This window comes from Pseudomonas alvandae (assembly GCF_019141525.1).
In the GTDB taxonomy this organism is placed as follows: domain Bacteria; phylum Pseudomonadota; class Gammaproteobacteria; order Pseudomonadales; family Pseudomonadaceae; genus Aquipseudomonas; species Aquipseudomonas alvandae.
Window position 1 is genome coordinate 4,270,274 of sequence record NZ_CP077080.1, and the last position, 24,820, is coordinate 4,295,093.

Annotated in this window: 22 protein-coding genes and 1 pseudogene; 18 read left to right on the forward strand and 5 right to left on the reverse strand. The window is 60.2% G+C overall.

Features of this window, described 5'->3' with window-relative positions:
• Positions 1 to 149 precede the first annotated feature (149 nt).
• From trxB to infA, 4 genes are all read left to right on the forward strand, one after another.
• Positions 150 to 1,109, forward strand: coding sequence for a thioredoxin-disulfide reductase (trxB, locus tag KSS97_RS18835; protein ID WP_217859896.1), 960 nt, complete (start codon positions 150 to 152; stop codon positions 1,107 to 1,109).
• Between the two features lie 69 nt (positions 1,110 to 1,178).
• Entirely contained in the window at positions 1,179 to 1,859 is a 681-nt protein-coding gene (gene aat, locus KSS97_RS18840; RefSeq protein WP_217859897.1) for a leucyl/phenylalanyl-tRNA--protein transferase, read from the forward strand.
• Positions 1,860 to 1,916: 57 nt separating this feature from the next.
• Positions 1,917 to 2,624: an arginyltransferase gene (locus KSS97_RS18845; protein WP_030141338.1), complete on the forward strand. Its 708-nt coding sequence runs from the start codon at positions 1,917 to 1,919 to the stop codon at positions 2,622 to 2,624.
• A gap of 301 nt (positions 2,625 to 2,925) precedes the next feature.
• Positions 2,926 to 3,144, forward strand: a complete 219-nt coding sequence (infA, locus tag KSS97_RS18850) for a translation initiation factor IF-1 (RefSeq protein WP_002553999.1) — start codon at positions 2,926 to 2,928, stop codon at positions 3,142 to 3,144.
• Between the two features lie 287 nt (positions 3,145 to 3,431).
• On the opposite strand, the gene clpA is transcribed toward infA, so the two are convergent.
• Entirely contained in the window at positions 3,432 to 5,702 is a 2,271-nt protein-coding gene (clpA, locus tag KSS97_RS18855) for an ATP-dependent Clp protease ATP-binding subunit ClpA (protein ID WP_030141337.1), read from the reverse strand.
• A gap of 28 nt (positions 5,703 to 5,730) precedes the next feature.
• Entirely contained in the window at positions 5,731 to 6,093 is a 363-nt protein-coding gene (gene clpS, locus KSS97_RS18860; RefSeq protein WP_030141336.1) for an ATP-dependent Clp protease adapter ClpS, read from the reverse strand.
• A gap of 225 nt (positions 6,094 to 6,318) precedes the next feature.
• On the opposite strand from clpS, the gene cspD reads away from it, so the two are divergent.
• Complete coding sequence (gene cspD / locus KSS97_RS18865; RefSeq protein WP_437127906.1) at positions 6,319 to 6,627, forward strand: cold shock domain-containing protein CspD; 309 nt, start codon at positions 6,319 to 6,321, stop codon at positions 6,625 to 6,627.
• Between the two features lie 71 nt (positions 6,628 to 6,698).
• On the opposite strand, the gene icd is transcribed toward cspD, so the two are convergent.
• Entirely contained in the window at positions 6,699 to 7,955 is a 1,257-nt protein-coding gene (icd, locus tag KSS97_RS18870) for an NADP-dependent isocitrate dehydrogenase (protein WP_030141334.1), read from the reverse strand.
• A gap of 484 nt (positions 7,956 to 8,439) precedes the next feature.
• On the opposite strand from icd, the gene KSS97_RS18875 reads away from it, so the two are divergent.
• From KSS97_RS18875 to aceA, 9 genes are all read left to right on the forward strand, one after another.
• Positions 8,440 to 10,665 (forward strand): NADP-dependent isocitrate dehydrogenase, encoded by a 2,226-nt coding sequence (locus KSS97_RS18875; protein WP_217859898.1) that lies wholly within the window; start codon positions 8,440 to 8,442, stop codon positions 10,663 to 10,665.
• A gap of 200 nt (positions 10,666 to 10,865) precedes the next feature.
• A complete protein-coding gene (locus KSS97_RS18880) occupies positions 10,866 to 11,312 on the forward strand; it encodes an NUDIX hydrolase (protein WP_030141332.1) in 447 nt (148 codons plus the stop codon).
• A 59-nt stretch (positions 11,313 to 11,371) separates the two neighbouring features.
• Positions 11,372 to 12,496 (forward strand): tRNA 2-thiouridine(34) synthase MnmA, encoded by a 1,125-nt coding sequence (mnmA, locus tag KSS97_RS18885; RefSeq protein ID WP_198796051.1) that lies wholly within the window; start codon positions 11,372 to 11,374, stop codon positions 12,494 to 12,496.
• The gene (gene hflD, locus KSS97_RS18890) at positions 12,493 to 13,116 is read left to right on the forward strand and encodes a high frequency lysogenization protein HflD (protein WP_030141330.1); all 624 of its coding nucleotides are present in this window, start codon (positions 12,493 to 12,495) and stop codon (positions 13,114 to 13,116) included. The genes mnmA and hflD overlap by 4 nt, the downstream gene beginning before the upstream one ends.
• A gap of 190 nt (positions 13,117 to 13,306) precedes the next feature.
• On the forward strand, positions 13,307 to 14,677 hold the full coding sequence (gene purB / locus KSS97_RS18895; RefSeq protein WP_030141329.1) for an adenylosuccinate lyase: 1,371 nt from the start codon (positions 13,307 to 13,309) through the stop codon (positions 14,675 to 14,677).
• Between the two features lie 83 nt (positions 14,678 to 14,760).
• A complete protein-coding gene (locus KSS97_RS18900) occupies positions 14,761 to 15,927 on the forward strand; it encodes a ribosomal protein uL16 3-hydroxylase (protein WP_217859899.1) in 1,167 nt (388 codons plus the stop codon).
• Positions 15,920 to 16,345: a GNAT family N-acetyltransferase gene (locus tag KSS97_RS18905; protein ID WP_030141327.1), complete on the forward strand. Its 426-nt coding sequence runs from the start codon at positions 15,920 to 15,922 to the stop codon at positions 16,343 to 16,345. Before KSS97_RS18900 ends, KSS97_RS18905 begins: the two co-directional genes overlap by 8 nt.
• Before the next feature lie 256 nt (positions 16,346 to 16,601).
• Positions 16,602 to 17,363: a secretin N-terminal domain-containing protein gene (locus KSS97_RS18910; RefSeq protein WP_030141326.1), complete on the forward strand. Its 762-nt coding sequence runs from the start codon at positions 16,602 to 16,604 to the stop codon at positions 17,361 to 17,363.
• Positions 17,364 to 17,868: 505 nt separating this feature from the next.
• Positions 17,869 to 19,194 carry an isocitrate lyase gene (gene aceA, locus KSS97_RS18915; protein ID WP_030141325.1) on the forward strand — a complete coding sequence of 442 codons (1,326 nt, stop codon included), beginning with the start codon at positions 17,869 to 17,871 and terminating at the stop codon, positions 19,192 to 19,194.
• Positions 19,195 to 19,305: 111 nt separating this feature from the next.
• Here the strand turns inward: aceA and KSS97_RS28800 are convergent, their stop codons facing one another.
• The gene (locus tag KSS97_RS28800) at positions 19,306 to 20,193 is read right to left on the reverse strand and encodes a methyl-accepting chemotaxis protein (protein ID WP_407683460.1); all 888 of its coding nucleotides are present in this window, start codon (positions 20,191 to 20,193) and stop codon (positions 19,306 to 19,308) included.
• Positions 20,194 to 20,208: 15 nt separating this feature from the next.
• Positions 20,209 to 21,228, reverse strand: a pseudogene (locus KSS97_RS28805) (methyl-accepting chemotaxis protein); the annotation flags it as partial.
• 101 nt (positions 21,229 to 21,329) lie between these two features.
• On the opposite strand from KSS97_RS28805, the gene KSS97_RS18925 reads away from it, so the two are divergent.
• The 4 genes from KSS97_RS18925 (at position 21,330) to nuoC (ending at position 24,819) form a co-directional block, all read left to right on the forward strand.
• Positions 21,330 to 21,494: a hypothetical protein gene (locus KSS97_RS18925; RefSeq protein ID WP_187293346.1), complete on the forward strand. Its 165-nt coding sequence runs from the start codon at positions 21,330 to 21,332 to the stop codon at positions 21,492 to 21,494.
• Positions 21,495 to 21,862: 368 nt separating this feature from the next.
• Positions 21,863 to 22,276 (forward strand): NADH-quinone oxidoreductase subunit A, encoded by a 414-nt coding sequence (locus tag KSS97_RS18930; RefSeq protein WP_030141323.1) that lies wholly within the window; start codon positions 21,863 to 21,865, stop codon positions 22,274 to 22,276.
• Between the two features lie 10 nt (positions 22,277 to 22,286).
• Positions 22,287 to 22,961, forward strand: coding sequence for a NuoB/complex I 20 kDa subunit family protein (locus KSS97_RS18935; RefSeq protein ID WP_030141322.1), 675 nt, complete (start codon positions 22,287 to 22,289; stop codon positions 22,959 to 22,961).
• A gap of 73 nt (positions 22,962 to 23,034) precedes the next feature.
• Positions 23,035 to 24,819 (forward strand): NADH-quinone oxidoreductase subunit C/D, encoded by a 1,785-nt coding sequence (gene nuoC, locus KSS97_RS18940; protein ID WP_030141321.1) that lies wholly within the window; start codon positions 23,035 to 23,037, stop codon positions 24,817 to 24,819.
• Position 24,820: the final 1 nt, after the last annotated feature.

The window sequence follows — 24,820 nt, forward strand, 5'->3', positions numbered from 1 at the left end:
CCCTGCGCTCAAAACTCAAGCATTGTACGGGTTTGTCATGCCCAAGGCATTGCCCGCACGCTCGGCGACAGCATAGCCATGATCAGGGTTCCAGGGCGCCAATTTGAGCATGCATTCTCTTTTGTGACAAAGGCTTATGAGGTGTTTTTATGAGCGAAGCGAAGCATTCACGCCTGATTATTCTCGGTTCCGGCCCTGCAGGGTACAGCGCTGCTGTCTATGCGGCCCGCGCCAACCTCAAACCCGTTGTCATCACCGGCCTGCAGGCCGGTGGCCAGCTGACCACCACGGTTGAAGTCGATAACTGGCCCGGCGACGTCGAAGGCCTGACCGGCCCGGTGCTGATGGAACGCATGCAGCGGCATGCCGAGCGCTTCGACACGCAGATCGTCTACGACCATATCCACACCGCCAAGTTGCAACAGCGCCCGTTCGAACTCATCGGTGACAGCGGCACCTACACCTGCGACGCGCTGATTATCGCCACTGGCGCCTCGGCCCAGTACCTCGGCCTGCCGTCGGAGGAAACCTTCGCCGGCAAAGGTGTTTCAGCCTGCGCGACCTGCGACGGTTTTTTCTACCGAAACCAGGTAGTCGCAGTGGTCGGCGGCGGCAACACCGCCGTAGAAGAAGCGCTGTACCTGTCGAACATCGCCAAGGAGGTGCACTTGATCCACCGCCGGGACAAGCTGCGCTCGGAGAAGATATTGCAAGACAAGCTTTTCGAGAAAGCCACCAACGGCAATATCCGCCTGCACTGGAACCAGAACCTGGACGAGGTTCTCGGCGACGCCAGTGGCGTGACCGGCGCGCGCCTGCGGCACAGCGAGACCGGCGAAACCAGTACGCTGTCCCTGGCCGGGGTCTTCATCGCCATCGGTCATAAGCCCAACACCGACCTGTTCCAGGGCCAACTGAAGATGCGCGACGGCTATTTGATCGTGCGTGGCGGCAGCGAAGGCAACGCCACGGCCACCGACATCGAAGGTGTGTTTGCCGCCGGCGATGTGGCCGATCATGTCTACCGCCAGGCCATTACTTCCGCCGGCGCCGGGTGCATGGCCGCCCTGGATGCGGAAAAGTATCTCGATGACATCCCGGCCGTTTGACGGTTAACCTCTAGGCGGGCTCTGGTTCATCTGGAGCGCCGCCCTCCCCTTCTGCAAGCCCGGACACCCATGCTGACTTGGTTACAACGCAACACCTTCGATTTTCCGCCACTGGAAAAAGCCATGCGCGACCCCAACGGCTTGCTCGCCGCCGGTGGGGATCTGTCCGCCGACCGCTTGATCCAGGCCTATCGCCACGGTTGTTTTCCGTGGTTTTCCGAAGGCCAGCCGATCCTGTGGTGGTCGCCGGATCCGCGTACGGTGCTGTTTCCCGACGAGCTGCATGTCTCGCGCAGCCTGGGCAAGCTTCTGCGCAAACGCCGCTATGAAGTGACGTTCGACCGGGATTTCGCCGCCGTCATCAAGGCCTGCGCCGCGCCCCGCGATTATGCCGACGGCACCTGGATCACCGAAGCCATGCAGACCGCTTATCTGGAACTGCACCGGCGCGGCTTCGCCCATTCGGTGGAAGTCTGGGATCAAGGCGAACTGGTGGGTGGCCTGTACGGCCTGGCGATGGGGCAACTGTTTTTTGGCGAGTCCATGTTCAGCCGGGCCGACAATGCGTCGAAATTCGGCTTCGCAACCCTGGTCCAACATCTCAAGGAGGCGGGTTTCGTGCTGATCGACTGCCAGATGCCTACGGAGCACCTGCATAGCCTGGGCGCGCGGTCGATCCCCCGTACGACGTTTGCCGGCTACCTGAAGGCGCATCTGGACCAACCGAACCACGCCACCTGGGTTTGCTGAGCGATATTCGCGCTCCTGGCTTACACTTGAATTTGAAGCTTATACCGAGGGTTGATCATGACCGAGTTGGCGCGCTTGAAGTTCTATGCCACTCAACCCCACTCCTGCAGTTACCTGCCCGAGGAGCAGGCCACGACCCTGTTCCTCGACCCTAGCCAGCCCATGGATGTGCATGTCTACGCAGATCTGTCGGAGATGGGCTTTCGTCGCAGCGGCGATCACCTCTACCGGCCCCATTGCCAGCATTGCAATGCGTGCGTTCCGGCGCGCATCCCCGTGGCCCGATTCACCCCCAACCGGCAGCAGAAGCGTATTTTCAAGCGAAACGCCGACGTACAGGTCCGCCCCGCCAAGCCGCAGTTCACCGAAGAATATTTCGACCTGTACCAGCGCTACATCGAACAACGCCACGCCGACGGCGACATGTACCCGCCCAGCCGGGACCAGTTTTCGACCTTCCTGGTCCGCGACCTTCCGTTCTCACGTTTTTATGAGTTCCGCCTCGAGGGTCGGCTGGTGGCCATCGCCGTCACCGACCTGCTGCCCAACGGCCTCTCGGCGGTCTACACCTTCTATGAGCCCGACGAAGAAAAGCGCAGCCTAGGACGCTACGCAATCCTCTGGCAGATCAATGAATGCCGCCGCCTGGGCCTGGAAGCGGTGTACTTGGGCTACTGGATCAAGAACTGCAAAAAAATGAACTACAAGACCCAATATCGGCCCATTGAATTACTCATCAACCAGCGGTGGGTTGTCCTGAACTAGGGTTTGTACGAAAAGTTGCCGAGCGGCGATCAGGCAAGGCGAAAACAGGCGAGGAAGCGGAGTTGACTGGTTGTCAATGAGCATTCCGAGCCTGTTTTCAACGCAGCATGATCGTCGCGCAGGCACTTTTCGGACAAAGCCTAGGGGCCGCTCGTAGTCTGCGCCTTATCCACGCGCCGCATTCATTGAGTAACTCCGAAGAACCCCTTGGCTTGCCCCCCCTTTTTCGGGCACAATGCACGCCGCTTTTGCCTGGCGCAGTTGCACCGGGCCATTCACTGGATACCGAGGGCTTTACTGCATGTCGAAAGAAGACAGCTTCGAAATGGAAGGCACTGTCGTCGACACCCTGCCCAACACCATGTTTCGTGTGGAGTTGGAAAATGGGCACGTCGTAACCGCGCATATCTCCGGCAAGATGCGCAAGAACTACATTCGTATTCTTACCGGTGACAAAGTGCGCGTCGAGCTGACGCCCTATGACTTGAGCAAAGGGCGCATCACTTACCGCGCTCGCTAACAAGTCAATACAAAACGCCCGGCTCATGTCGGGCGTTTTTGTTTGCCTGGGATTTGCCCCAATCTTCAGAAACACACGCCCCCCCCTGTGGGAGCGAGCTTGCTCGCGAAGGCGGCGGCACAAGCACCGTTGATGCAAGCTGCCCCACCGCTATCGCGAGCAAGCTCGCTCCCACAGGGACTGGTGATGAAACCCAATCTTGTTCCATGCCCACAGCAGCGCCTGGTGTAGGCATGGAACAGCAAAAAGGCGCCTTTCGGCGCCTTTCGCTTTGTTGCAGGTAACGATCAAGCCATTTCGGCCGTGGTTTCGAAGTCGAAAGTCAGCTCGCCGTCCTTGATGTCGATGTGAACCACACCGCCATGCTCGGCCAGTTCGCCAAACAGGATTTCCTCGGCCAGCGGACGCTTGATCTTGTCCTGGATCAGGCGAGCCATCGGCCGCGCACCCATCGTCACGTCGTAACCACCTTCCGCCAGCCAGCTGCGCGCCGCATCGGTGACCTCCAGCAATACACGCTTGTCTTCGAGCTGCGCCTGAAGTTCGGTAAGGAACTTGTCCACCACGCTCTTGATGACCTCATGGCTGAGGCGACCAAACTGGATAATGGTGTCCAGGCGGTTGCGGAATTCAGGCGTGAAGCTCTTCTTGATCACTTCCATCGCATCGGACGAGTGGTCCTGATGGGTGAAACCGATCGAAGCGCGCGCCGCGGTCTCGGCACCGGCGTTCGTGGTCATGATGATGATCACGTTGCGGAAATCCGCCTTGCGCCCGTTGTTGTCGGTCAGCGTACCGTGGTCCATGACCTGCAGCAGCAGGTTGAAGACTTCCGGATGCGCCTTCTCGATTTCATCGAGCAACAGCACACAGTGAGGCTGCTTGGTAATCGCCTCGGTCAACAGGCCGCCCTGGTCGAAACCGACATAGCCCGGAGGCGCACCGATCAGACGCGATACGGTGTGGCGCTCCATGTACTCGGACATGTCGAAGCGCACCAGCTCGATGCCCATCGCCTTGGCCAACTGCCGTGCCGCCTCGGTCTTGCCGACACCGGTAGGCCCGGCGAACAGGAAGGAACCGACCGGCTTGTCCGGCGACTTGAGTCCCGCGCGGGACAGCTTGATGGCGGTCGAGAGCGAGTCGATGGCCGCATCCTGGCCGAACACCGTCAGCTTCAGGTCACGCTCCAGGTTACGTAGCAGTTCCTTGTCGGAGCTGGTGACGTGTTTTGGCGGAATCCGCGCGATTTTGGCGACGATGTCCTCGACTTGCGGCACCTCGATACGCTTGACGCGATTCTCCACCGGCTGCAGCCGCTGGTAGGCGCCCGCCTCGTCGATGACGTCGATGGCCTTGTCCGGCATGTGCCGATCATTGATGTAGCGTGACGCCAGCTCGGCAGCGGCGCGCAATGCCTCGTCGCTGTATTCGATGTTGTGGTGCAGCTCGAAACGCCCTTTCAGGCCACGCAGGATGCCGATGGTGTCTTCCACCGACGGCTCCGACACATCGACCTTCTGGAAACGCCGTGCCAGGGCACGGTCCTTCTCGAAGATCCCACGGAATTCCTGGAACGTGGTCGAGCCGATGCAACGGATATCACCCGAGGACAGCAGCGGTTTGAGCAGGTTCGAGGCATCCATGACGCCACCCGACGCAGCGCCCGCGCCGATGATGGTGTGGATCTCGTCGATGAACAGGATTGCTTGCGGGCGTTTTTTCAGCTCGCCGAGCAGCGCCTTGAAGCGCTTCTCGAAATCGCCACGGTATTTGGTACCGGCCAGCAAGGCCCCCAGGTCGAGGGAATACACCACACTGTTGGCCAGCAGATCCGGCACCTGGTTGTCGACGATGCGCTTGGCCAGGCCTTCGGCGATTGCGGTCTTGCCCACGCCTGCCTCACCCACCAGCAACGGGTTGTTCTTGCGGCGCCGGGCGAGAATCTGCGCAACGCGCTCGACTTCCGCCTCGCGCCCAACCAGCGGATCGATGCGGCCCTGGCGGGCCAGCTCGTTCAGGTTGCTGGCATACGCGTCCAGCGGATTGCCTGAAGAAGAAGACTCACCGCCCTCGTCGTCCTGCATATCCTGTTCACCCTCGGAATGATCGCCATGCCCCGGCACTTTGGAAATGCCATGGGCAATGTAGTTGACGACATCGATACGCGCGACGCTCTGCTGCTTGAGCAGGAACACCGCCTGGCTTTCCTGCTCACTGAAGATGGCGACCAGCACGTTGGCCCCGGTCACTTCACGCTTGCCCGAGCTCTGCACATGGAAGACAGCACGTTGCAGCACCCGCTGGAAGCCCAGGGTTGGCTGGGTTTCGCGATCCTCGTCGTGAACGGGGATCAGTGGCGTGGTGGAGTCGATGAACTCCTGCAAATCGTGCTTGAGTTTGTCGAGGTTCGCGCCGCAGGCACGCAAAACGGTGGCGGCAGCCTCGTTATCCAGTAGGGCCAACAGCAGGTGTTCGACTGTCATGAACTCATGACGCTTCGAACGAGCCTCCTTGAAGGCAAGATTGAGGGTGACTTCGAGCTCGCGGTTTAACATGGTTCACCTCATACCCAAGTGGTCGGCGTTAACCGTCCTTCTCGATTTCACAGAGTAGCGGATGCTGGCTTTCCCTGGCGTACTGGTTGACCTGCATGGCCTTGGTCTCCGCGATGTCGCGGGTAAACACACCACATACTGCCCGTCCCTCTGTATGAACGGCCAGCATGACCTTGGTCGCCAGCTCACGATTCAGGTTGAAAAACACCTCGAGCACTTCGACGACGAAATCCATCGGTGTGTAGTCATCGTTGAACAAAACCACCTTGTACATCGGTGGCGCCTGTAAAGCGGGCTTTGATTCCTGAACAGCAATGCCCGCTGAATCGTCGTCATGTTGATCCGGGCGATCCTGATTGAATGTTAGTCGAATCTGGCTGATTGCATGCATGGAAAGAAAGGTTCGTTTTAGTTGGCAAATACAGTGATGGGGCCGCTTGCGGGCGATTTCAACCGCTACCGCCCGATCACCTTGACTAACGGCAAATCGGTGTTACAACCAATAGAGCCCACCGTGGGTTAAAAAGGTCCGCGAAGTCAATCCGATTTCCATGATCGACGGCGGATCATCAGGATGATACTCCGTTGCCGGGGTGTGTTGCAGAGGGAAATTGGTATGTCAGGTACCACCAGCATGCGAGTCAAGGGAAAGGTCAAATGGTTCAATAACGCCAAGGGCTACGGTTTCATTATCCAGGACGGGAAGGACGAAGATCTCTTCGCTCATTATTCCGTCATTCAGATGGACGGCTATAAAACCCTGAAGGCAGGACAGCCCGTGACGTTCTGCATGATACAAGGGCCAAAGGGCATACATGCCGTTGAAATTCGTCCGGTCGCCGTCGACGCCGAGAGCACTCCTTTCAGCGAAAAGCCAGAGCCGACCAGGGTCCACGTCAAGCCTCGGGTCACCGAGGACCATTAAAGGCCTGCCCCACCCATGAAAATGCCCGGTTTCGATCACTCGAACCGGGCATTTTTGTGTCCAGGCTTCGCTTACATATGGGAAATCAGCGCATCGCCGAAGCCGGAAGACGACACCAGCTTGGCACCGTCCATCAGGCGCTCGAAGTCATAGGTCACGGTCTTGGCCGAAATCGCGCCGTTGGTGCCCTTGATGATCAGGTCAGCCGCTTCGGTCCAGCCCATGTGGCGCAGCATCATTTCCGCCGACAGGATCAGCGACCCCGGGTTGACTTGATCCTTGCCTGCGTATTTAGGCGCGGTACCGTGGGTGGCTTCGAACATTGCCACGGTGTCGGACAGGTTGGCGCCCGGCGCGATGCCGATACCACCTACTTCCGCCGCCAGGGCATCGGAGAGGTAGTCGCCGTTGAGGTTCAGGGTGGCGATCACGTCATATTCAGCCGGACGCAGCAGGATCTGCTGGAGCATGGCGTCGGCGATGGCGTCCTTGACCACGACATTCTTGCCGGTCTTCGGGTTCTTGAACTGCATCCATGGCCCGCCATCGAGCAGGGTCGCGCCGAACTCTTCGGCCGCCACTTCGTAGGCCCATTCCTTGAAGGCACCTTCGGTGAACTTCATGATGTTGCCTTTGTGCACGATGGTCAGCGAGTCGCGGTCGTTGTCGACGACATATTGCAAGGCCTTGCGCGCCAGGCGCTTGGTGCCCTGCTTGGAAACCGGCTTGACACCGATACCGCAATCTTCGTCGAAGCGGATCTTGGTGACGCCCATTTCTTCTTTAAGGAACTTGATGACTTTGGTGGCTTCGGCCGAACCGGCCTTCCACTCGATGCCGGCATAGATGTCTTCGGAGTTCTCGCGGAAGATCGTCATGTCCACGTCGCCAGGCTTCTTGACCGGGCTGGGCACGCCTTCGAACCAGCGCACCGGGCGCAGGCAGACATACAGGTCGAGCTGCTGGCGCAGCGCTACGTTCAGCGAGCGGATACCGCCACCGACCGGCGTGGTCAGCGGGCCCTTGATGGAAACCACGTAGTCCTTGACCGCGTCCAGGGTTTCCTGGGGTAGCCAGGTGTCCTGGTCGTAGACCTGGGTGGCTTTTTCACCGGCGTAGACTTCCATCCAGGAAATCTTGCGCTTGCCGCCGTATGCCTTCTCGACCGCGGCGTCGACCACCTTGATCATGACCGGACTGATATCAACGCCAATGCCGTCGCCTTCGATGAAGGGGATGATCGGATTGTCGGGAACATTAAGAGAATGGTCTGCGTTGACGGTGATTTTGTCACCGACGGCCGGAACCTGAATCTTTTGATACCCCATGCTGAACTCCATTGCTTGGATTGAACATCTGGCTTGCGTTCGAGCGTAACCCAGTTGAATCGGCACGCAAACCCTACGTTAGGCCCATCAAGGACGAAAGTGCCGCAGTTCGCGATGTACAAGCCTGAAAACCAAGGGAAAAGCGCCAAACATGAGCATAGTCCACCACCCTTGGCATGCGACGTTTAGACCAATGGACGTGTACGGAAGTCTATGAACCGTCGGCAGATCGCCAGCTACCTATGTATAATGCCGCCGCTGACCACAGGGTCACGACGGCTGACGGCTCTATAACGAGACTTTCCGCCATTTTAAAAGCCGGACCGTTACCGCGGCCCGACCGCTTGACGCTCGACTGATGCACCCAACATCACCGCGAAGAAACCTCGACATTCGGCTCACGGATGACTTTGAACGAACGCGCTTACCCGGCGCCCCTCGAGTTTCTGCGCATGCTTTAGCAAAGAAGAGAGTTAATCCGAATATGCCCACCCGCTCGAAGATCATCTATACCTTCACCGACGAAGCGCCTGCCCTCGCCACCTATTCGCTGCTGCCGATCGTCGAAGCCTTCACCGCTTCGGCCGACATCGCCGTGGAGACCCGCGACATCTCCCTCGCAGGGCGCATCCTGGCCAGCTTCCCCGAGCAACTGGGTGACAAAGCCGTAGCCGACCACCTTGCCGAACTGGGCGACCTGGCCGTTACGCCTGAAGCCAACATCATCAAGCTGCCGAACATCAGCGCCTCGGTGCCGCAACTGCAGGCCGCGATCAAAGAATTGCAGGCCCAGGGCTACGCTCTGCCGGACTACCCGGAAACCGTGACCACCGACGCCGAGAAAGAAGCTCGCGCTCGCTATGACAAGGTCAAGGGCAGTGCCGTGAACCCGGTCCTGCGCGAAGGCAACTCCGACCGTCGTGCGCCGCTGTCGGTCAAGAACTACGCCCGCAAGCACCCGCACAAGATGGGCGCCTGGGCTGCCGACTCCAAGTCCCACGTCGCTCACATGAACGCCGGCGATTTCTACGGCAGCGAAAAAGCCGCCCTGATCGACGCCGCGGGCAGCGTGAAGATCGAGCTGATCGCCAAGGACGGCACCGCCACCGTCCTGAAGGAAAAGACCACCGTTCAAGCCGGTGAGATCCTCGATTGCGCCGTGCTGAGCAAAAACGCCCTGCGCAACTTCATCGCCGCCGAAATCGAAGACGCCAAGCAAAAAGGCGTCCTGCTGTCGGTCCACCTGAAAGCCACCATGATGAAGGTCTCCGACCCGATCATGTTCGGCCAGATCGTCGCCGAGTACTACAAGGACGCGCTGGCCAAGCACGCCGAAGTGCTGGAGCAGATCGGTTTCAACCTGAACAACGGCATCGGCGACCTGTACGCCCGCATCAAGGCCCTGCCGGCCGAGCAGCAGGCCCAGATCGAAGCCGACATCCAGGCGGTCTACGCCATTCGTCCAGCACTGGCGATGGTCAACTCCGACAAGGGCATCACCAACCTGCACGTGCCGAGCGACGTCATCGTCGACGCCTCGATGCCAGCCATGATCCGTGACTCCGGCAAGATGTGGGGCACCGACGGCCAGCTGCACGACACCAAGGCCGTGATCCCGGATCGCTGCTACGCCACCATCTACCAGGCGGTGATCGAAGACTGCAAGCAACACGGCGCCTTCGATCCGACTACCATGGGCAGCGTGCCAAACGTTGGCCTGATGGCCAAGAAAGCCGAAGAGTACGGTTCCCACGACAAGACCTTCCAGATCAAGGCCGACGGCGTGGTCCGTGTTTCGGACAACAACGGTCGCACCCTGCTGGAGCAGAACGTCGAGACTGGCGATATCTTCCGCATGTGCCAGACCAAGGACGCGCCGATCCAGGATTGGGTCAAGCTGGCCGTCAACCGTGCCCGCGCCAGCGCCACCCCGGCGATCTTCTGGCTCGACCCGATGCGCGCCCACGACGGCGTAATGATCGAGAAGGTCCAGGCTTACCTGAAGGACCATGACACCAGCGGCCTGGACATCCGCATCATGTCGCCTGTCGACGCGATGAAATTCACCCTGGCTCGCACCCGCGAAGGCAAGGACACCATTTCGGTGACCGGCAACGTACTGCGCGACTACCTGACCGACCTGTTCCCGATCATGGAACTGGGCACCAGCGCCAAGATGCTGTCGATCGTGCCGCTGATGAACGGTGGCGGCCTGTTCGAAACCGGCGCCGGCGGTTCGGCACCCAAGCACGTACAGCAACTGCTGGAAGAAAACTTCCTGCGCTGGGATTCCCTGGGCGAGTTCCTGGCCCTGGCCGCTTCCCTGGAACACCTGGGCGTGACCTACAACAACCCCAAGGCGCTGGTGCTGGCCAAGACCCTCGACCAGGCGACTGGCGAGTTCCTGGACCGCAACAAGTCGCCTTCGCGCAAGGTCGGCGGCATCGACAACCGCGGCAGCCACTTCTACCTGACCCTGTTCTGGGCCCAGGCATTGGCCGCCCAGGATGACGACGCAGCCCTCAAGGCGCAGTTCACCACCCTGGCCAAGACCCTGACCGACAACGAAGAAAAAATCGTTGCCGAGCTCAATGCGGTCCAGGGCAAGCCCGTGGACATCGGCGGTTACTACTTCGCCAACCCTGAGCTGACCCGCAAGGCCATGCGCCCGAGCACCACCTTCAACGCGGCGATTGCTGCGCTGGTGTAAGGCTGCAAGGAAGCACCACGAACCCCGGCCTTGTGCCGGGGTTTGTGTTTTTATGCATACCCTATTTGCCCCTGTGGGAGCGGGCTTGCTCGCGAAGGCAATTTATCATTCAACATTTGCATTGACTGACACACCGCTTTCGCGAGCAAGCCCGCTCCCACAGGGGATTCGCATCTCAATCCAACAATAGAGGAACCATCATGGACTGGAACCCCCACATCACCGTCGCCACCATCGTCGAAGACCACGGCCGCTTCCTGATGGTGGAAGAATCCAAGGGCGGCCGCGCAGTGCTCAACCAACCCGCCGGCCACCTGGACCCCAACGAAACCCTGATCGAAGCCGCCGTGCGCGAAACCCTCGAAGAAACCGGCTGGGACGTCGAGCCCACCAGCGTCACCGGCATCTACCTCTACACCGCCCCGAGCAACGGCGTGACCTACCAACGGGTCTGCTTCGCCGCCAAAGCCCTGAAACACCATCCCGAATACCAACTGGACGACGGCATCCTCGGCGCCAAATGGCTGTCCCGTGACGAACTGCTCGAACAGCGCGATCACTGGCGCAGCGAGCTGATCATCCGCTGCATCGACGATTACCTGGCCGGCCATCGCCATAGCCTGGCGCTTATCCGCCCTTCTCTTTAGCCTTGCGCGCCCGGGCCTGATAGAATCGCGTCCTTTTTCAAGACACTCATTGAATTCCTATGCGTGATCCAGCCTCTTCGAACACCCCAAAGCAACGCGTCATCGTCGGCATGTCCGGTGGCGTGGACTCTTCCGTTTCCGCCCTTCTGCTGATGGAGCAGGGTTATGAGGTGGAAGGCCTGTTCATGAAGAACTGGGAAGAAGACGACGGAACCGAATACTGCACCGCCATGGACGACCTCGCGGACGCCCAGGCCGTGTGCGACAAGATTGGCATCAAGCTGCACACCGCCAACTTCGCCGCCGAGTACTGGGACAACGTGTTCGAGCACTTCCTGGCCGAATACAAGGCCGGCCGCACGCCGAACCCGGACATCCTCTGTAACCGCGAAATCAAGTTCAAGGCATTCCTCGACTACGCGATGATGCTCGGCGCCGACCTGATCGCCACCGGCCACTACGTGCGCCGCCGCGACATCGATGGCCGCACCGAACTGCTCAAGGGCCTGGATCCGAACAAGGACCAGAGCTACTTCCTGCATGCCGTCGGCGGCGAGCAGATCGCCAAGACCCTGTTCCCGGTCGGCGAGCTGGAAAAGCCCGAAGTGCGCGCGATTGCCGAGAAACACCAGCTCGCCACCGCCAAGAAGAAGGATTCCACCGGCATCTGCTTCATTGGCGAGCGTCGCTTCAGCGACTTCCTCAAGCAGTACCTGCCGGCCCAGCCGGGCGAGATCAAGACCACCGAAGGCGAGGTCATCGGCCGTCACCATGGCCTGATGTACCACACCATCGGCCAGCGCCAGGGCCTGGGCATCGGCGGATTGAAAGACGCTGGTGAAGAGCCGTGGTATGTGCTGGTCAAGGACCTGGAGCACAACGAGCTGATCGTCGGCCAGGGCAACGACCACCCATGGCTGTTCTCCGGCGCCCTGCTCGCCTCCGACATCTATTGGGTCAACCCGATCGACCTCAGCGAACCGCGCCGCCTGACGGCCAAGGTTCGTTATCGTCAGAGCGACCAGCCTTGCACGCTGGAGAAAACCGCCAGCGGTTATCGCGCCACGTTCGATGATCCGCAGCGAGCCGTCACGCCCGGCCAATCCGTGGTGTTCTACGACGGTGAAATCTGCCTGGGCGGCGGCGTGATCGAAGTCGCCGAGCCATGGAGCAGCAAGGCATGACGCCGATCCAGGAACAACTGACGGCGCTGGGCGGGGTATTTCTCGCCGCCGTGCTGGTGGATCGCATCGCCAAGACCGGCCAGACCAACGAAGCCGGGCTGGGCTGCATGCTCGGCAGCCTTCTGGTGCGCGACCCCAAGGACACCCTGGAAGTCTACGGCGGCGATGATCTGAACCTGCGCGAAGGCTATCGTGCCTTGATCGGCGCCCTGGAACGCGACCCCAGCGCCCTGCAACGCGAACCGCTGCGCTACGCCTTGTCGATGCTCGGGCTGGAGCGTCAGTTGGCCAAGCGCGACGACCTGCTGGAAACCATCGGCAAGCGCCTGCCGCAGATCCAATCCCAGGTCGAACATTTTGGCCCGTCCCACGAAAACGTGATCGCCGCGTGCGGCGCGCTGTACCAGGACACCTTGAGCACACTGCGCCAGCGTATCCAGGTGCATGGCGACATGCGCAACCTGCAACAACCGAGCAATGCCTCGAAGATCCGCGCGCTGTTGCTGGCCGGGATCCGCTCGGCACGCCTGTGGCGGCAGTTAGGCGGCCATCGCTGGCAACTGGTGATCAGCCGACGCAAATTGTTGAAAGAGCTGTACCCATTGATGCGCAACGAATAAGTCGCCTCGACCTTTTTTTGTGGATTTGAGGGCTGCCTTGCAGCCCAACGGGAGCAAGCTTCCTCGCCACAGGTAATAAACAGCTTTATCTCGTTACGCGTAATACGCCGGTCAGTTGGCGACGGACCGGCGTCTGTTTTCATGTATGATACGCGCCCCATTTCGTTGCCCGACTGTCCGAGAACACCCCATGCAGCTCTCTTCGCTCACTGCGGTTTCCCCTGTAGACGGCCGCTACGCCGGCAAAACCCAGGCCCTGCGCCCGATTTTCAGCGAGTACGGCCTGATCCGTGCCCGCGTCCTGGTTGAAGTGCGCTGGCTCCAGCGTCTGGCCGCCCACCCTGGCATTGGCGAAGTCCCGGCCTTTTCCGCCGAGGCCAACGCAGTGCTGAACGCCCTGGCCGACAATTTCGCCCTGGAGCACGCCGAGCGCGTCAAAGAGATCGAGCGCACCACCAACCACGACGTCAAGGCGATCGAATACCTGCTCAAGGAGCAGGCGGCCAAGCTGCCGGAACTGGCCAACGTCAGTGAGTTCATCCACTTCGCCTGCACCAGCGAGGACATCAACAACCTGTCCCACGCCCTGATGCTGCGCGAAGGCCGTGACGACGTGCTGCTGCCGCTGATGCGCCAGACCGCCCAGGCCATCCGCGAGCTGGCGATCCGTTTCGCCGACGTGCCGATGCTGTCGCGCACCCACGGTCAACCGGCTTCGCCGACCACCTTGGGCAAGGAACTGGCGAACGTGGTCTACCGCCTCGAGCGTCAGATCGCCCAGGTGGCCGCCGTGCCGCTGCTGGGCAAGATCAACGGCGCCGTAGGCAACTACAACGCCCACCTGTCGGCCTACCCGGACATCGACTGGGAAGCCAACGCCCGCGCCTTCATCGAAGACGAACTGGGCCTGAGCTTCAACCCGTACACCACCCAGATCGAGCCACACGACTACATCGCCGAGCTGTTCGACGCGATCGCACGTTTCAATACCATCCTGATCGACTTCGACCGCGACATCTGGGGCTACATCTCCCTGGGTTACTTCAAGCAGCGCACCATTGCCGGGGAAATCGGTTCCTCGACCATGCCGCACAAGGTCAACCCGATCGACTTCGAAAACTCCGAAGGCAACCTGGGCATCGCCAACGCGCTGTTCCAGCACCTGGCGAGCAAGCTGCCGATCTCTCGCTGGCAGCGCGATCTGACCGACTCCACCGTGCTGCGCAACCTGGGCGTGGGTTTCGCCCACAGCGTCATCGCCTACGAAGCCAGCCTCAAGGGCATCAGCAAGCTGGAGCTCAACGAGCAGAAGATCGCCGCTGACCTGGACGCCTGCTGGGAAGTCTTGGCCGAGCCGATCCAGACCGTGATGCGTCGCTACAACATCGAAAACCCGTATGAAAAGCTGAAAGAACTGACCCGTGGCAAGGGCATCAGCCCAGAAGCGCTGCAGACTTTCATCGATGGCCTGGACATGCCAGCCGACGCCAAGGCTGAGTTGAAGAAGCTGACCCCGGCCAGCTACATCGGCAACGCGGCGGCACAAGCCAAGCGCATCTGATCCATCGCTTCACCTTGAGACGCCCGGCCGCGCCGGGCGTTTTTATTCGCGTCTGAAAAGTATATTTTTTCAATAGGTTACACATGAATCCTGACATTCCACTGCAACTCCTGGGCGGTATCACGGCACGGGAGTTCCTGCGCGACTACTGGCAGAAAAAACCCCTGCTGATCCGCCAGGCGATTCCTGATTTCGAAAGCCCGATCGATGCCGACGAACTGGCCGGCCTTGCCCTGGAAGAAGAGGTCGAATCGCGCCTGGTGATCGAGCACGGCGAGCGCCCGTGGGAGTTGCGTCGCGGCCCGTTCGCCGAAGATGAGTTCAGCAAACTGCCCGAGCGCGAGTGGACCTTGCTGGTGCAGGCGGTCGATCAATTCGTCCCGGAAGTCAGCGAGCTGCTGGAGCATTTCCGCTTCCTGCCGAGCTGGCGCATCGACGACGTGATGATCAGCTTCGCCGCCCCGGGTGGCGGCGTGGGCCCGCACTTCGACAATTACGACGTATTCCTGCTGCAAGGCCACGGCAAGCGCAACTGGAAGATCGGCCAGATGTGCGACTCCGAAAGCCCACTGCTGCCCCACGCGGACCTGCGCATCCTCGCCGATTTCGAGGCCACCGACGAGTGGGTCCTGGAACCCGGCGACATGCTCTACCTGCCGCCACGCCTGGCTCACTGCGGCGTCGCCGTGGACGATTGCATGACTTACTCGGTCGGCTTCCGAGCACCGAGCGCCGCCGAAGTCCTTACCCACTTCACCGACTTCCTCAGCCAGTTCCTGCCGGATGAAGAGCGTTACACCGATGCCGCTGCACGCCCGGTGGCCGACCCGCACCAGATCCAGCACGACGCCTTGGACCGCCTCAAGGGCCTGCTGGCCGAACACATGAGCGACGAGCGCTTGCTCCTGACCTGGTTCGGCCAATTCATGACCGAGCCACGCTACCCGGAATTGGTGGTGGGCCCGGAACTGGAAGAAGACGACTTGCTGGCCGGCCTGGAACAGGGCGCAGTGATCATCCGCAACCCGAGCGCGCGCCTGGCCTGGTCGGAAGTCGATGACGACCTGCTGCTGTTCGCCAGCGGCCAGAGCCGCTACCTGCCGGGCAAGCTCCGTGACCTGTTGAAGATGATCTGCGCCGCCGACGCGCTGCACATCGAAAACCTCGGCCCATGGCTGGCCGATGAAGACGGTCGCGGTCTCATCCATGAATTGGTCAAGCAAGGCAGCCTGGGGTTCGCCGATGAATAAAATTCACGTTCGTGTCGCAGACTGGCAAAAGGATAACGCCGAGATCCGGCGCATTCGTGAAGCGGTGTTCATTGCCGAGCAATCCGTACCACCGGAGCTGGAGTGGGATTCGGATGATCAGGACGCCGTGCATTTCCTGGCTCTCGAAGGCGACTTCCCGATCGGCACCGCGCGCCTGTTGACCGACGGCCATATCGGCCGGGTGTCAGTCCTCAAGGATTGGCGCGGGCTGAAGGTCGGCGACGCGCTGATGCAGGCGGTGATTGCCGAGGCCGAGAAACGCGGGCTCAAGCAGCAGATGCTCAGTGCCCAGGTGCATGCCACGCCGTTCTATGAGCGACTGGGGTTTGCAGTGGTCAGCGAGGAGTTTCTCGAAGCCGGCATTCCGCACGTGGACATGGTGCGGCGTTCGGCCTGAACCCCGCAGGAAGCACCACCACAACACCTTGTGGCGAGGGAGCTTGCTCCCGCTGGGCTGCGCAGCGGCCCCCGCTTTTGGGGTTCGCTTCGCAAACCAGCGGGAGCAAGCTCCCTCGCCACAAAAGCATCATCAACACCCAAAACGCCCCGCCATCCACCGATGCCGGGGCGTTTTTGCCGTCTATCATTCAACTTGCCCCACTCGTGGCCGACAAACTGGCAATATCAAGCCTTTGTCTCGCGGAGAAATGGACATGTCCCTACGCACCTTGCTGACCACCCTCCTGCTCGGCTGCAGCCTGTCAGTCATGGCCGACACGCAAGTCGTGCCACTGAACTACCGCACCAGCGCCGACCTGCTGCCGGTGGCGCAGAACTTCATCGGCAAGGACGGCCAGGTCAGCGCCTACGGCAACCAACTGATCGTCAACGCCGAGCCCGGCAAGATCGAAGAACTCCGGCAATTCCTGGCCCAATTGGACACCGCTCCCAAGCGCTTGCTGATCACCGTAGACACCAACGAAAACAACCTGCAGGGCGACCAGGGCTACTCGATCAACGGCGCCGCGCCCAGCCAGACCCGCATCATCAACCGCAGCACGGCCAGCCGTGACGGCGGCGTACAGCAGATCCAGGCCAGCGAAGGCCAACCAGCGCTGATCCAGGTCGGCCAGAGCGTGCCTTTCACCAGCAACCAGACTGACGGCTACGGTCGCATGCAAAGCCAGACCGAATACCGCAACGTCACCCAGGGTTTCTACGTCACCGCCAGCGTCACCGGCGAGACCGTTCATCTGAACATCAGTACCAACCGTGACCGCATGAGCCAGGAACGTCCCGATGTAGTGAACGTGCAAAGTACCGACACAACCGTCAGCGGGCGCCTTGGCGAATGGATCACCCTGGCCGGGGTGAATCGCCAGACACAAGCCGATAAACAGGGCCTGACCCGCAGCTACTCGACCCAAGGCCGCGACGACATGATTCTGCGGGTGAAGGTCGATACCTTGAACTGAAGCACCAGAAACTGACTGATGAGTCGTATTAGACCAAAGATGTAGTGCCATAAAAAAAGCACTACAAAACGTTTGACGAGCCAAAAAACCGAAGGCATGATGGCCTCGCTCCCGCTAATCAGGGGCCCTGGCAAGGGCCTTCGGGTCGATGCTTGCAACCACCCTGCGAGCCGATTCGTGTCTGTACCGCCCACAAGGTGTGTTTGACGAGGTTGCGACTGGAACGAAGTTGTCCCGAGGGACGGAAGCGTAACTAGGTAACCCGGCATCACTCTGAGTTCGTATAAAGGCCCACGACGCCCGAATGCGCCCGCAGTTCGCCCCTACCTGCTCACTTTCCCCTCGAGCCCATCGTTCATCCCGTCGCCACCCCGCCTTGACCGACTTGTATGCCAGCCTCCTGATCAGCGAGCAGCCCTTCACACCCATGACGGGTGCGATTGGCAAGCTGGAATCTTCCAGCCCAGAACGACCATCCATACAAGACGCGACGAGGTTTATTTCCATGGCACTGACACGCGAACAGCAAATTGCAGCCCTTGAAAAAGACTGGGCTGAGAACCCGCGCTGGAAAGGCGTGAAGCGCAATTATTCCGCTGCTGACGTCGTCCGTCTGCGTGGCTCGGTTCAACCTGAGCACACCTTCGCGAAGATGGGCGCCGAGAAGCTGTGGAACCTGGTGACCCAGGGCGCCAAGCCAGCCTTCCGTCCCGAGAAAGATTTCGTCAACTGCATGGGTGCCCTGACCGGCGGCCAGGCTGTGCAGCAGGTCAAGGCCGGCATCCAGGCGATCTACCTGTCGGGCTGGCAAGTGGCCGCAGACAACAACTCCGCCGAGTCCATGTACCCTGACCAGTCGCTGTACCCGGTGGATTCGGTTCCAACCGTGGTCAAGCGCATCAACAACTCGTTCCGTCGCGCCGACCAGATCCAGTGGAAAGCCGGCAAGAACCCGGGCGACGAAGGCTACATCGACTACTTCGCGCCAATCGTGGCTGACGCCGAAGCCGGTTTCGGCGGCGTGCTGAATGCCTACGAGCTGATGAAGAGCATGATCGAGGCAGGCGCCGCCGGCGTTCACTTCGAAGACCAACTGGCCTCGGTGAAGAAATGCGGCCACATGGGCGGCAAGGTACTGGTTCCGACCCAGGAAGCCGTCCAGAAGCTGACCGCTGCCCGCCTGGCCGCCGACGTTGCTGGCGTACCGACCATCATCCTGGCCCGTACCGACGCCAACGCCGCTGACCTGCTGACCTCCGACTGCGACCCGTACGACCAGCCGTTCGTGACAGGTACCCGCACCCCGGAAGGCTTCTACAAGGTGCGCGCCGGCCTCGACCAGGCCATCGCCCGCGGCCTGGCCTACGCCCCGTATGCCGACCTGATCTGGTGCGAAACCGCCAAGCCGGACCTGGACGAAGCCCGTCGTTTCGCTGAAGCGATCAAAAAGGAATACCCGGACCAACTGCTGTCCTACAACTGCTCGCCTTCCTTCAACTGGAAGAAGAACCTGGACGACGCGACCATCGCCAAGTTCCAACGCGAACTGTCCGCCATGGGCTACAAGCACCAGTTCATCACGCTGGCCGGCATCCACAACATGTGGCACAGCATGTTCAACCTGGCGCACGACTACGCCCGCAACGACATGACGGCCTACGTGAAGCTGCAAGAGCAGGAGTTCGCTGACGCCGCCAAGGGTTACACCTTCGTGGCTCACCAGCAGGAAGTGGGCACCGGCTACTTCGACGACATGACCACCGTGATCCAGGGCGGCGCCTCGTCCGTGACCGCGCTGACCGGGTCGACCGAAGAAGAACAGTTCCACTGATCCAAAAAGCAAGCGGCCCTTGCGGACCGAATAAAAACTAACCGCAAAGCCGACGATCTGAAGCCCCGACTGGTTCGGGGCTTTTTTTTGCCGGTTTCCCCGGTTCGTTTTTCACACCTTGAAATGACTGACCAACTGCTGCAACTGGTTGCCCAGGCGGGCCAGCTCGACGCTGGAGGCTGCGGTTTCTTCGCTGGCCGAGGCGGTCTGCTCGGATACATCGCGCACGCTCAGGATACTCCGGCTGATTTCCTCGGCCACCGAGCTTTGCTGCACTGCCGCGGCGGCAATCTGTTGGTTCATGGCCTGGATGCCCGACACCGCCTGGGTGATGTTGCCCAGGGATGCGCCAGCCTTGCCCGCCAATTCCACGCTGCTGTCGGTCAGCTCGCGGCTATTTCGCATCATGCTCGATACCTGGCGCGTGCCGTTCTGCAAGCCCGCCACCAGGTTTTCAATCTCTTCGGTGGAATGCTGGGTACGCTGGGCCAGCCCACGTACTTCGTCGGCGACCACGGCAAAACCGCGCCCGGCGTCGCCCGCGCGGGCGGCCTCGATGGCCGCGTTGAGGGCCAGCAAGTTGGTCTGTTCAGCCACCGCCCTGATCACGTCCATGATCGTGCCGATGCGCCCGCTTTCCTGTTCCAGCTCACTCATGGCTTCGACCGAGCGACCGACCTCGCTGGCCAGGCGCTCAATCTGAACGATGGCTTGCGCGACCACTTGGTCGCCAATACGGGCTTGCGCATCGGCCTCAGATGCGGCCGCGCGCGCTTGTTCGGCATTACGCGCGACCTCATGCACAGTGACCGACATTTCGTGCATGGCGGTCGCCACCTGATCGGTCTCGGTCTTCTGGCTGTTGACCCCGGCGCTGGTCTGCTCAGTGACAGCCGACAGCTCTTCGGCGGCGCTGGCAATTTGGGTAACACCATCGCGAATGCCAGCGATCAGGTCACGCAGGGTGGCGCCCATGCGCTGGATACCCTGCTGCAACATACCCAGCTCATCACTACGGGTCACGACCCTGTGTTGTGTGAGGTCGCCTGCGGCAATGCGATCGACCACCGCCAATGTGTCTCGCAACGGCCGAGTAATCTGACGGGTAATGATCAGCGCGGCAAAAATCCCCAACACCATCGCCAAGGCAGCACAGCTCAACTGCAGGACGCGAGCCTGGGCGCTGTCTTCGTCCCGGGAGACGAGTTGGCTGGCATACATCTCGTCACAGAGGCGGGTGATGGTTTCACCCAGATCGACCGTGTCCTGCACGGCCTTGCCAATGGCCTGGGTGCTGGCCGTGAAATCCTGCACCGAACGGCGGTAAGCAACCAGCGCGGTTTCCAGTTGCTTGAAGGTGTCGGCGTAGGCCGGACCGAACGCGCTGTTGAGGGTTTCGATGCCCTTGAGCGTATTTTCGAGCTGGCGGTTGGCGGCCTGCTCGGTGGCGCTGTTGGGGTTGCCGGTATAGCCACGCACTTCATAACGCACCAGCGCCACGTCCTCTTTTGCCTTGAGGATGATCCTGTACAGCTCGAAACGGCGCTCATCCGAGAGAGGCATTGCTTGTACATCTTCGATGACCTTGGCAATGAGCGCGGCGCCCTTGACCGCATTGACGCCCATCTCCTTGCGCATGGCTGCGTCATTGCGATACGCCTCGCGCATCGTATTCAGCGCCACCTGGTATTGCGTGCTGGCTTGTTCGATCAGCGCAAGCTTCTTCAGGTTTTCCGGTTTTTTCAGCTCGCTTGCGAGGCTTTTCTGCTTGGCGACAAACTGCTCCAGCGAAGCCTGGATCAATGCTCCCTTTTGCTCATCACCCCTGTCCAACTGGTATTGCAAGCGAGCCCTGCGCAGGTGATCAAGGCGGTTGCCGAGCTCGGTGATGCTGGTCATACGATCCGTACGCTCGATCATTTTCCCCAGGCTGAACCAGCCGGTCGCGGCGAGAATGGCGGTCAGTAGCAGCACAACGGCAAAGCCCAAAGCCAGCTTGAGCATAACGCTCATATTCGCGATCCAAGAGTTCATGGCATTCCTTACGGTACTCAGCCGCGAACAAGGAAGGCCGGCGCGGCTATCCAGGAAGCGGGCGTTAGCCTAATCACGTATTGATATAGATGATTAGATGAATGAGTCGCAAAGATAGCCATTTGATATCAAACCTTCAAGACAAGTTGACGATGGCTGGAATGAGCGAAGCGCTGGTCGTCAAAAATCGACAGGAGATCGGACCTGAGGCGCTGGCGCCTGTTGATCGAATGAAAATTGATCGAACGCAGTATCGGGGTGTCTGAAAAGGAGTAAAACGTCCGGCGCTGACAATTGCAGTAGCGGCGATGTAAGAAAGACTCTCATGCATGACAGTAAGTGCATCGTGGAAAGGTCGGCACAGATAATAATAATTATCATTTGGAAGGCATTATCATTGTTACATTCCGCGCGAAATATTATTGATGAAGTGACGTCCAGTGCCCACCCAGCCTGGGTTGCAAGGCCATGGAGGTACGCTATGTCCTTATTCCAATAAATAATTTCGCTATAGGAATTTTACTTGCCCGGTGTTTAGCCATAAAATCACCGCGATTGATTGCTGCGACATATCGTCACTGCGTTATTTCTTTTCAAGCTCAGAGACCATTGCTCTCTGTTAAGGATTTCCAGCATGCCCGAAGCGACAGGACTCATGGCCCACAACTGGGGCTTTGCCATTTTCCTTCTGGGCGTGGTCGGCCTGTGTGCCTTCATGCTCGGCGTGTCGAGCCTGCTCGGGTCAAAAGCCTGGGGCCGCAGCAAGAATGAACCGTTCGAGTCCGGCATGCTGCCTACCGGTGGCGCCCGCTTGCGGCTCTCAGCCAAATTCTATCTGGTCGCGATGCTCTTCGTGATCTTCGATATCGAAGCCCTCTTTCTCTTTGCCTGGTCTGTGTCCGTCCGCGAAAGCGGCTGGACCGGATTTGTCGAAGCTCTCGTTTTCATAGCAATTCTGTTGGCAGGTCTTGTCTACCTTTACCGGGTGGGGGCTCTTGATTGGGCTCCGGAAGCTCGGCGCAAGCGGCAAGCGAAGCTGAAACAATGAGGCTTTGGCAATGCAATACAATCTCACCCGGATCGACCCCGATGCTCCTAACGAGCAGTATCCGATCGGCAAGCGGGAAACCGTCGCCGATCCGTTAGAAGATCAAGTCCACAAAAATATCTTCATGGGCAAGCTCGAAGACGTGCTGAACAGCACGGTCAACTGGGGTCGCAAGAACTCCCTGTGGCCGTACAACTTCGGCCTTTCGTGCTGCTACGTGGAAATGACCACCGCCTTCACGGCGCCCCACGACATTGCGCGCTTTGGCGCCGAGGTTATCCGGGCATCGCCGCGCCAGGCGGATTTCATGGTTATCGCCGGTACCTGCTTCATCAAGATGGCGCCGATCATCCAGCGCCTCTACGAGCAGATGCTCGAACCCAAGTGGGTTATCTCCATGGGTTCGTGCGCCAACTCCGGTGGCATGTACGACATCTATTCCGTTGTTCAAGGGGTGGACAAGTTCCTGCCCGTGGATGTCTACGTGCCCGGCTGCCCTCCTCGCCCCGAAGCGTTCCTGCAAGGCTTGATGCTGCTGCAGGAATCGATTGGCCAGGAGCGTCGCCCTCTGTCCTGGGTCGTTGGTGATCAAGGCGTCTATCGCGCCGAGATGCCGTCGCAAAAGGAACAGCGCCGCGAACAGCGTATCGCAGTCACCAACCTGCGCAGCCCCGACGAAGTCTGATCCAAGCTCTGTTCTGAAGAAGAAACGAGAACCTGGCTTCATTCTTTACGTTGACCGAAAGCGATAAATAACCATGACTACAGGCAGTGCTCTGTACATCCCGCCTTACAAGGCAGACGACCAGGATGTGGTCGTCGAACTGAACAACCGTTTTGGCCCCGAGGCGTTCACCGCCCAGCCGACCCGCACCGGCATGCCGGTGCTTTGGGTTGCCCGTGCCAAACTCGTCGAAGTCCTGACCTTCCTGCGCAACCTGCCCAAGCCATACGTCATGCTCTATGACCTGCACGGCGTGGACGAGCGCCTGCGCACCAAGCGTCAAGGGCTGCCCGACGGCGTCGACTTCACCGTGTTCTATCACTTGATGTCGATCGAACGTAATAGTGACGTAATGATCAAGGTCGCCTTGTCCGAGAGCGACCTCAGCGTGCCGACCGTGACCGGCATCTGGCCGAACGCCAACTGGTACGAACGCGAAGTCTGGGACATGTACGGGATCGACTTCCCCGGCCACCCGCACCTGTCGCGCATCATGATGCCGCCGACCTGGGAAGGTCACCCGCTGCGCAAGGACTTCCCGGCCCGTGCCACCGAGTTCGACCCGTTCAGCCTGTCCCTGGCCAAGCAACAGCTCGAGGAAGAAGCCGCGCGCTTCAAGCCGGAAGACTGGGGCATGAAGCGTTCGGGCGCCAACGAGGACTACATGTTCCTCAACCTCGGTCCGAACCACCCTTCGGCCCACGGTGCGTTCCGCATCATCCTGCAGCTGGACGGCGAAGAGATCGTCGACTGCGTCCCGGACATCGGCTACCACCACCGTGGTGCCGAGAAAATGGCCGAGCGCCAGTCCTGGCACAGCTACATTCCGTACACCGACCGCATCGACTACCTCGGCGGCGTGATGAACAACCTGCCGTACGTGCTTTCGGTCGAGAAACTCGCCGGGATCAAGGTGCCGGACCGGGTCGATGTCATCCGCATCATGATGGCCGAGTTCTTCCGCATCACCAGCCACCTGCTGTTCCTGGGTACCTATATCCAGGACGTGGGCGCGATGACGCCGGTGTTCTTCACCTTCACCGACCGTCAGAAAGCCTACACCGTGATCGAAGCCATCACCGGTTTCCGCCTGCACCCGGCCTGGTACCGCATCGGCGGCGTGGCCCACGACTTGCCGCGCGGCTGGGAAAAACTGGTCAAGGATTTCGTCGAGTGGATGCCCAAGCGCCTGGACGAGTACACCAAGGCCGCCCTGCAGAACAGCATCCTCAAAGGTCGTACCATCGGCGTCGCTGCCTACAACACCAAGGAAGCCCTGGAATGGGGCGTCACCGGTGCCGGCCTGCGTTCCACCGGTTGCGATTTCGACCTGCGCAAGGCACGCCCGTACTCCGGCTACGAAAACTTCGAGTTCGAAGTCCCGCTGGCGGCCAACGGTGACGCCTACGACCGCTGCATGGTTCGCGTCGAGGAGATGCGCCAGAGCGTCAAGATCATCGAGCAATGCATGCGCAACATGCCGGAAGGCCCGTACAAGGCGGATCACCCGCTGACCACGCCGCCGCCGAAAGAGCGCACGCTGCAACACATCGAGACCCTGATCACGCACTTCCTGCAGGTTTCGTGGGGCCCGGTCATGCCGGCCAACGAATCCTTCCAGATGATCGAAGCGACCAAGGGCATCAACAGTTATTACCTGACGAGCGACGGCGGCACCATGAGCTACCGCACCCGGATTCGCACCCCAAGCTACCCGCACCTGCAGCAGATCCCTTCGGTGATCAAAGGCAGCATGGTCGCGGACTTGATCGCGTACCTGGGTAGTATCGATTTCGTTATGGCCGACGTGGACCGCTAAG

Coding starts and splice junctions, on each gene's coding strand:
- trxB (WP_217859896.1), top strand. CDS start 150: ATGAGCGAAGCGAAGCATTCACGCCTGATTATTCTCGGTTCCGGCCCT.
- infA (WP_002553999.1), top strand. CDS start 2,926: ATGTCGAAAGAAGACAGCTTCGAAATGGAAGGCACTGTCGTCGACACC.
- purB (WP_030141329.1), top strand. CDS start 13,307: ATGCAGCTCTCTTCGCTCACTGCGGTTTCCCCTGTAGACGGCCGCTAC.
- KSS97_RS28800 (WP_407683460.1), bottom strand. CDS start 20,193: ATGTTGCAGCAGGGTATCCAGCGCATGGGCGCCACCCTGCGTGACCTG.
- KSS97_RS18925 (WP_187293346.1), top strand. CDS start 21,330: ATGAGTCGCAAAGATAGCCATTTGATATCAAACCTTCAAGACAAGTTG.
- KSS97_RS18910 (WP_030141326.1), top strand. CDS start 16,602: ATGTCCCTACGCACCTTGCTGACCACCCTCCTGCTCGGCTGCAGCCTG.
- KSS97_RS18935 (WP_030141322.1), top strand. CDS start 22,287: ATGCAATACAATCTCACCCGGATCGACCCCGATGCTCCTAACGAGCAG.
- mnmA (WP_198796051.1), top strand. CDS start 11,372: ATGCGTGATCCAGCCTCTTCGAACACCCCAAAGCAACGCGTCATCGTC.
- KSS97_RS18900 (WP_217859899.1), top strand. CDS start 14,761: ATGAATCCTGACATTCCACTGCAACTCCTGGGCGGTATCACGGCACGG.
- KSS97_RS18880 (WP_030141332.1), top strand. CDS start 10,866: ATGGACTGGAACCCCCACATCACCGTCGCCACCATCGTCGAAGACCAC.
- icd (WP_030141334.1), bottom strand. CDS start 7,955: ATGGGGTATCAAAAGATTCAGGTTCCGGCCGTCGGTGACAAAATCACC.
- cspD (WP_437127906.1), top strand. CDS start 6,319: ATGTCAGGTACCACCAGCATGCGAGTCAAGGGAAAGGTCAAATGGTTC.
- clpA (WP_030141337.1), bottom strand. CDS start 5,702: ATGTTAAACCGCGAGCTCGAAGTCACCCTCAATCTTGCCTTCAAGGAG.
- aat (WP_217859897.1), top strand. CDS start 1,179: ATGCTGACTTGGTTACAACGCAACACCTTCGATTTTCCGCCACTGGAA.
- clpS (WP_030141336.1), bottom strand. CDS start 6,093: ATGCATGCAATCAGCCAGATTCGACTAACATTCAATCAGGATCGCCCG.
- hflD (WP_030141330.1), top strand. CDS start 12,493: ATGACGCCGATCCAGGAACAACTGACGGCGCTGGGCGGGGTATTTCTC.
- nuoC (WP_030141321.1), top strand. CDS start 23,035: ATGACTACAGGCAGTGCTCTGTACATCCCGCCTTACAAGGCAGACGAC.
- aceA (WP_030141325.1), top strand. CDS start 17,869: ATGGCACTGACACGCGAACAGCAAATTGCAGCCCTTGAAAAAGACTGG.
- KSS97_RS18875 (WP_217859898.1), top strand. CDS start 8,440: ATGCCCACCCGCTCGAAGATCATCTATACCTTCACCGACGAAGCGCCT.
- KSS97_RS18930 (WP_030141323.1), top strand. CDS start 21,863: ATGCCCGAAGCGACAGGACTCATGGCCCACAACTGGGGCTTTGCCATT.
- KSS97_RS18845 (WP_030141338.1), top strand. CDS start 1,917: ATGACCGAGTTGGCGCGCTTGAAGTTCTATGCCACTCAACCCCACTCC.
- KSS97_RS18905 (WP_030141327.1), top strand. CDS start 15,920: ATGAATAAAATTCACGTTCGTGTCGCAGACTGGCAAAAGGATAACGCC.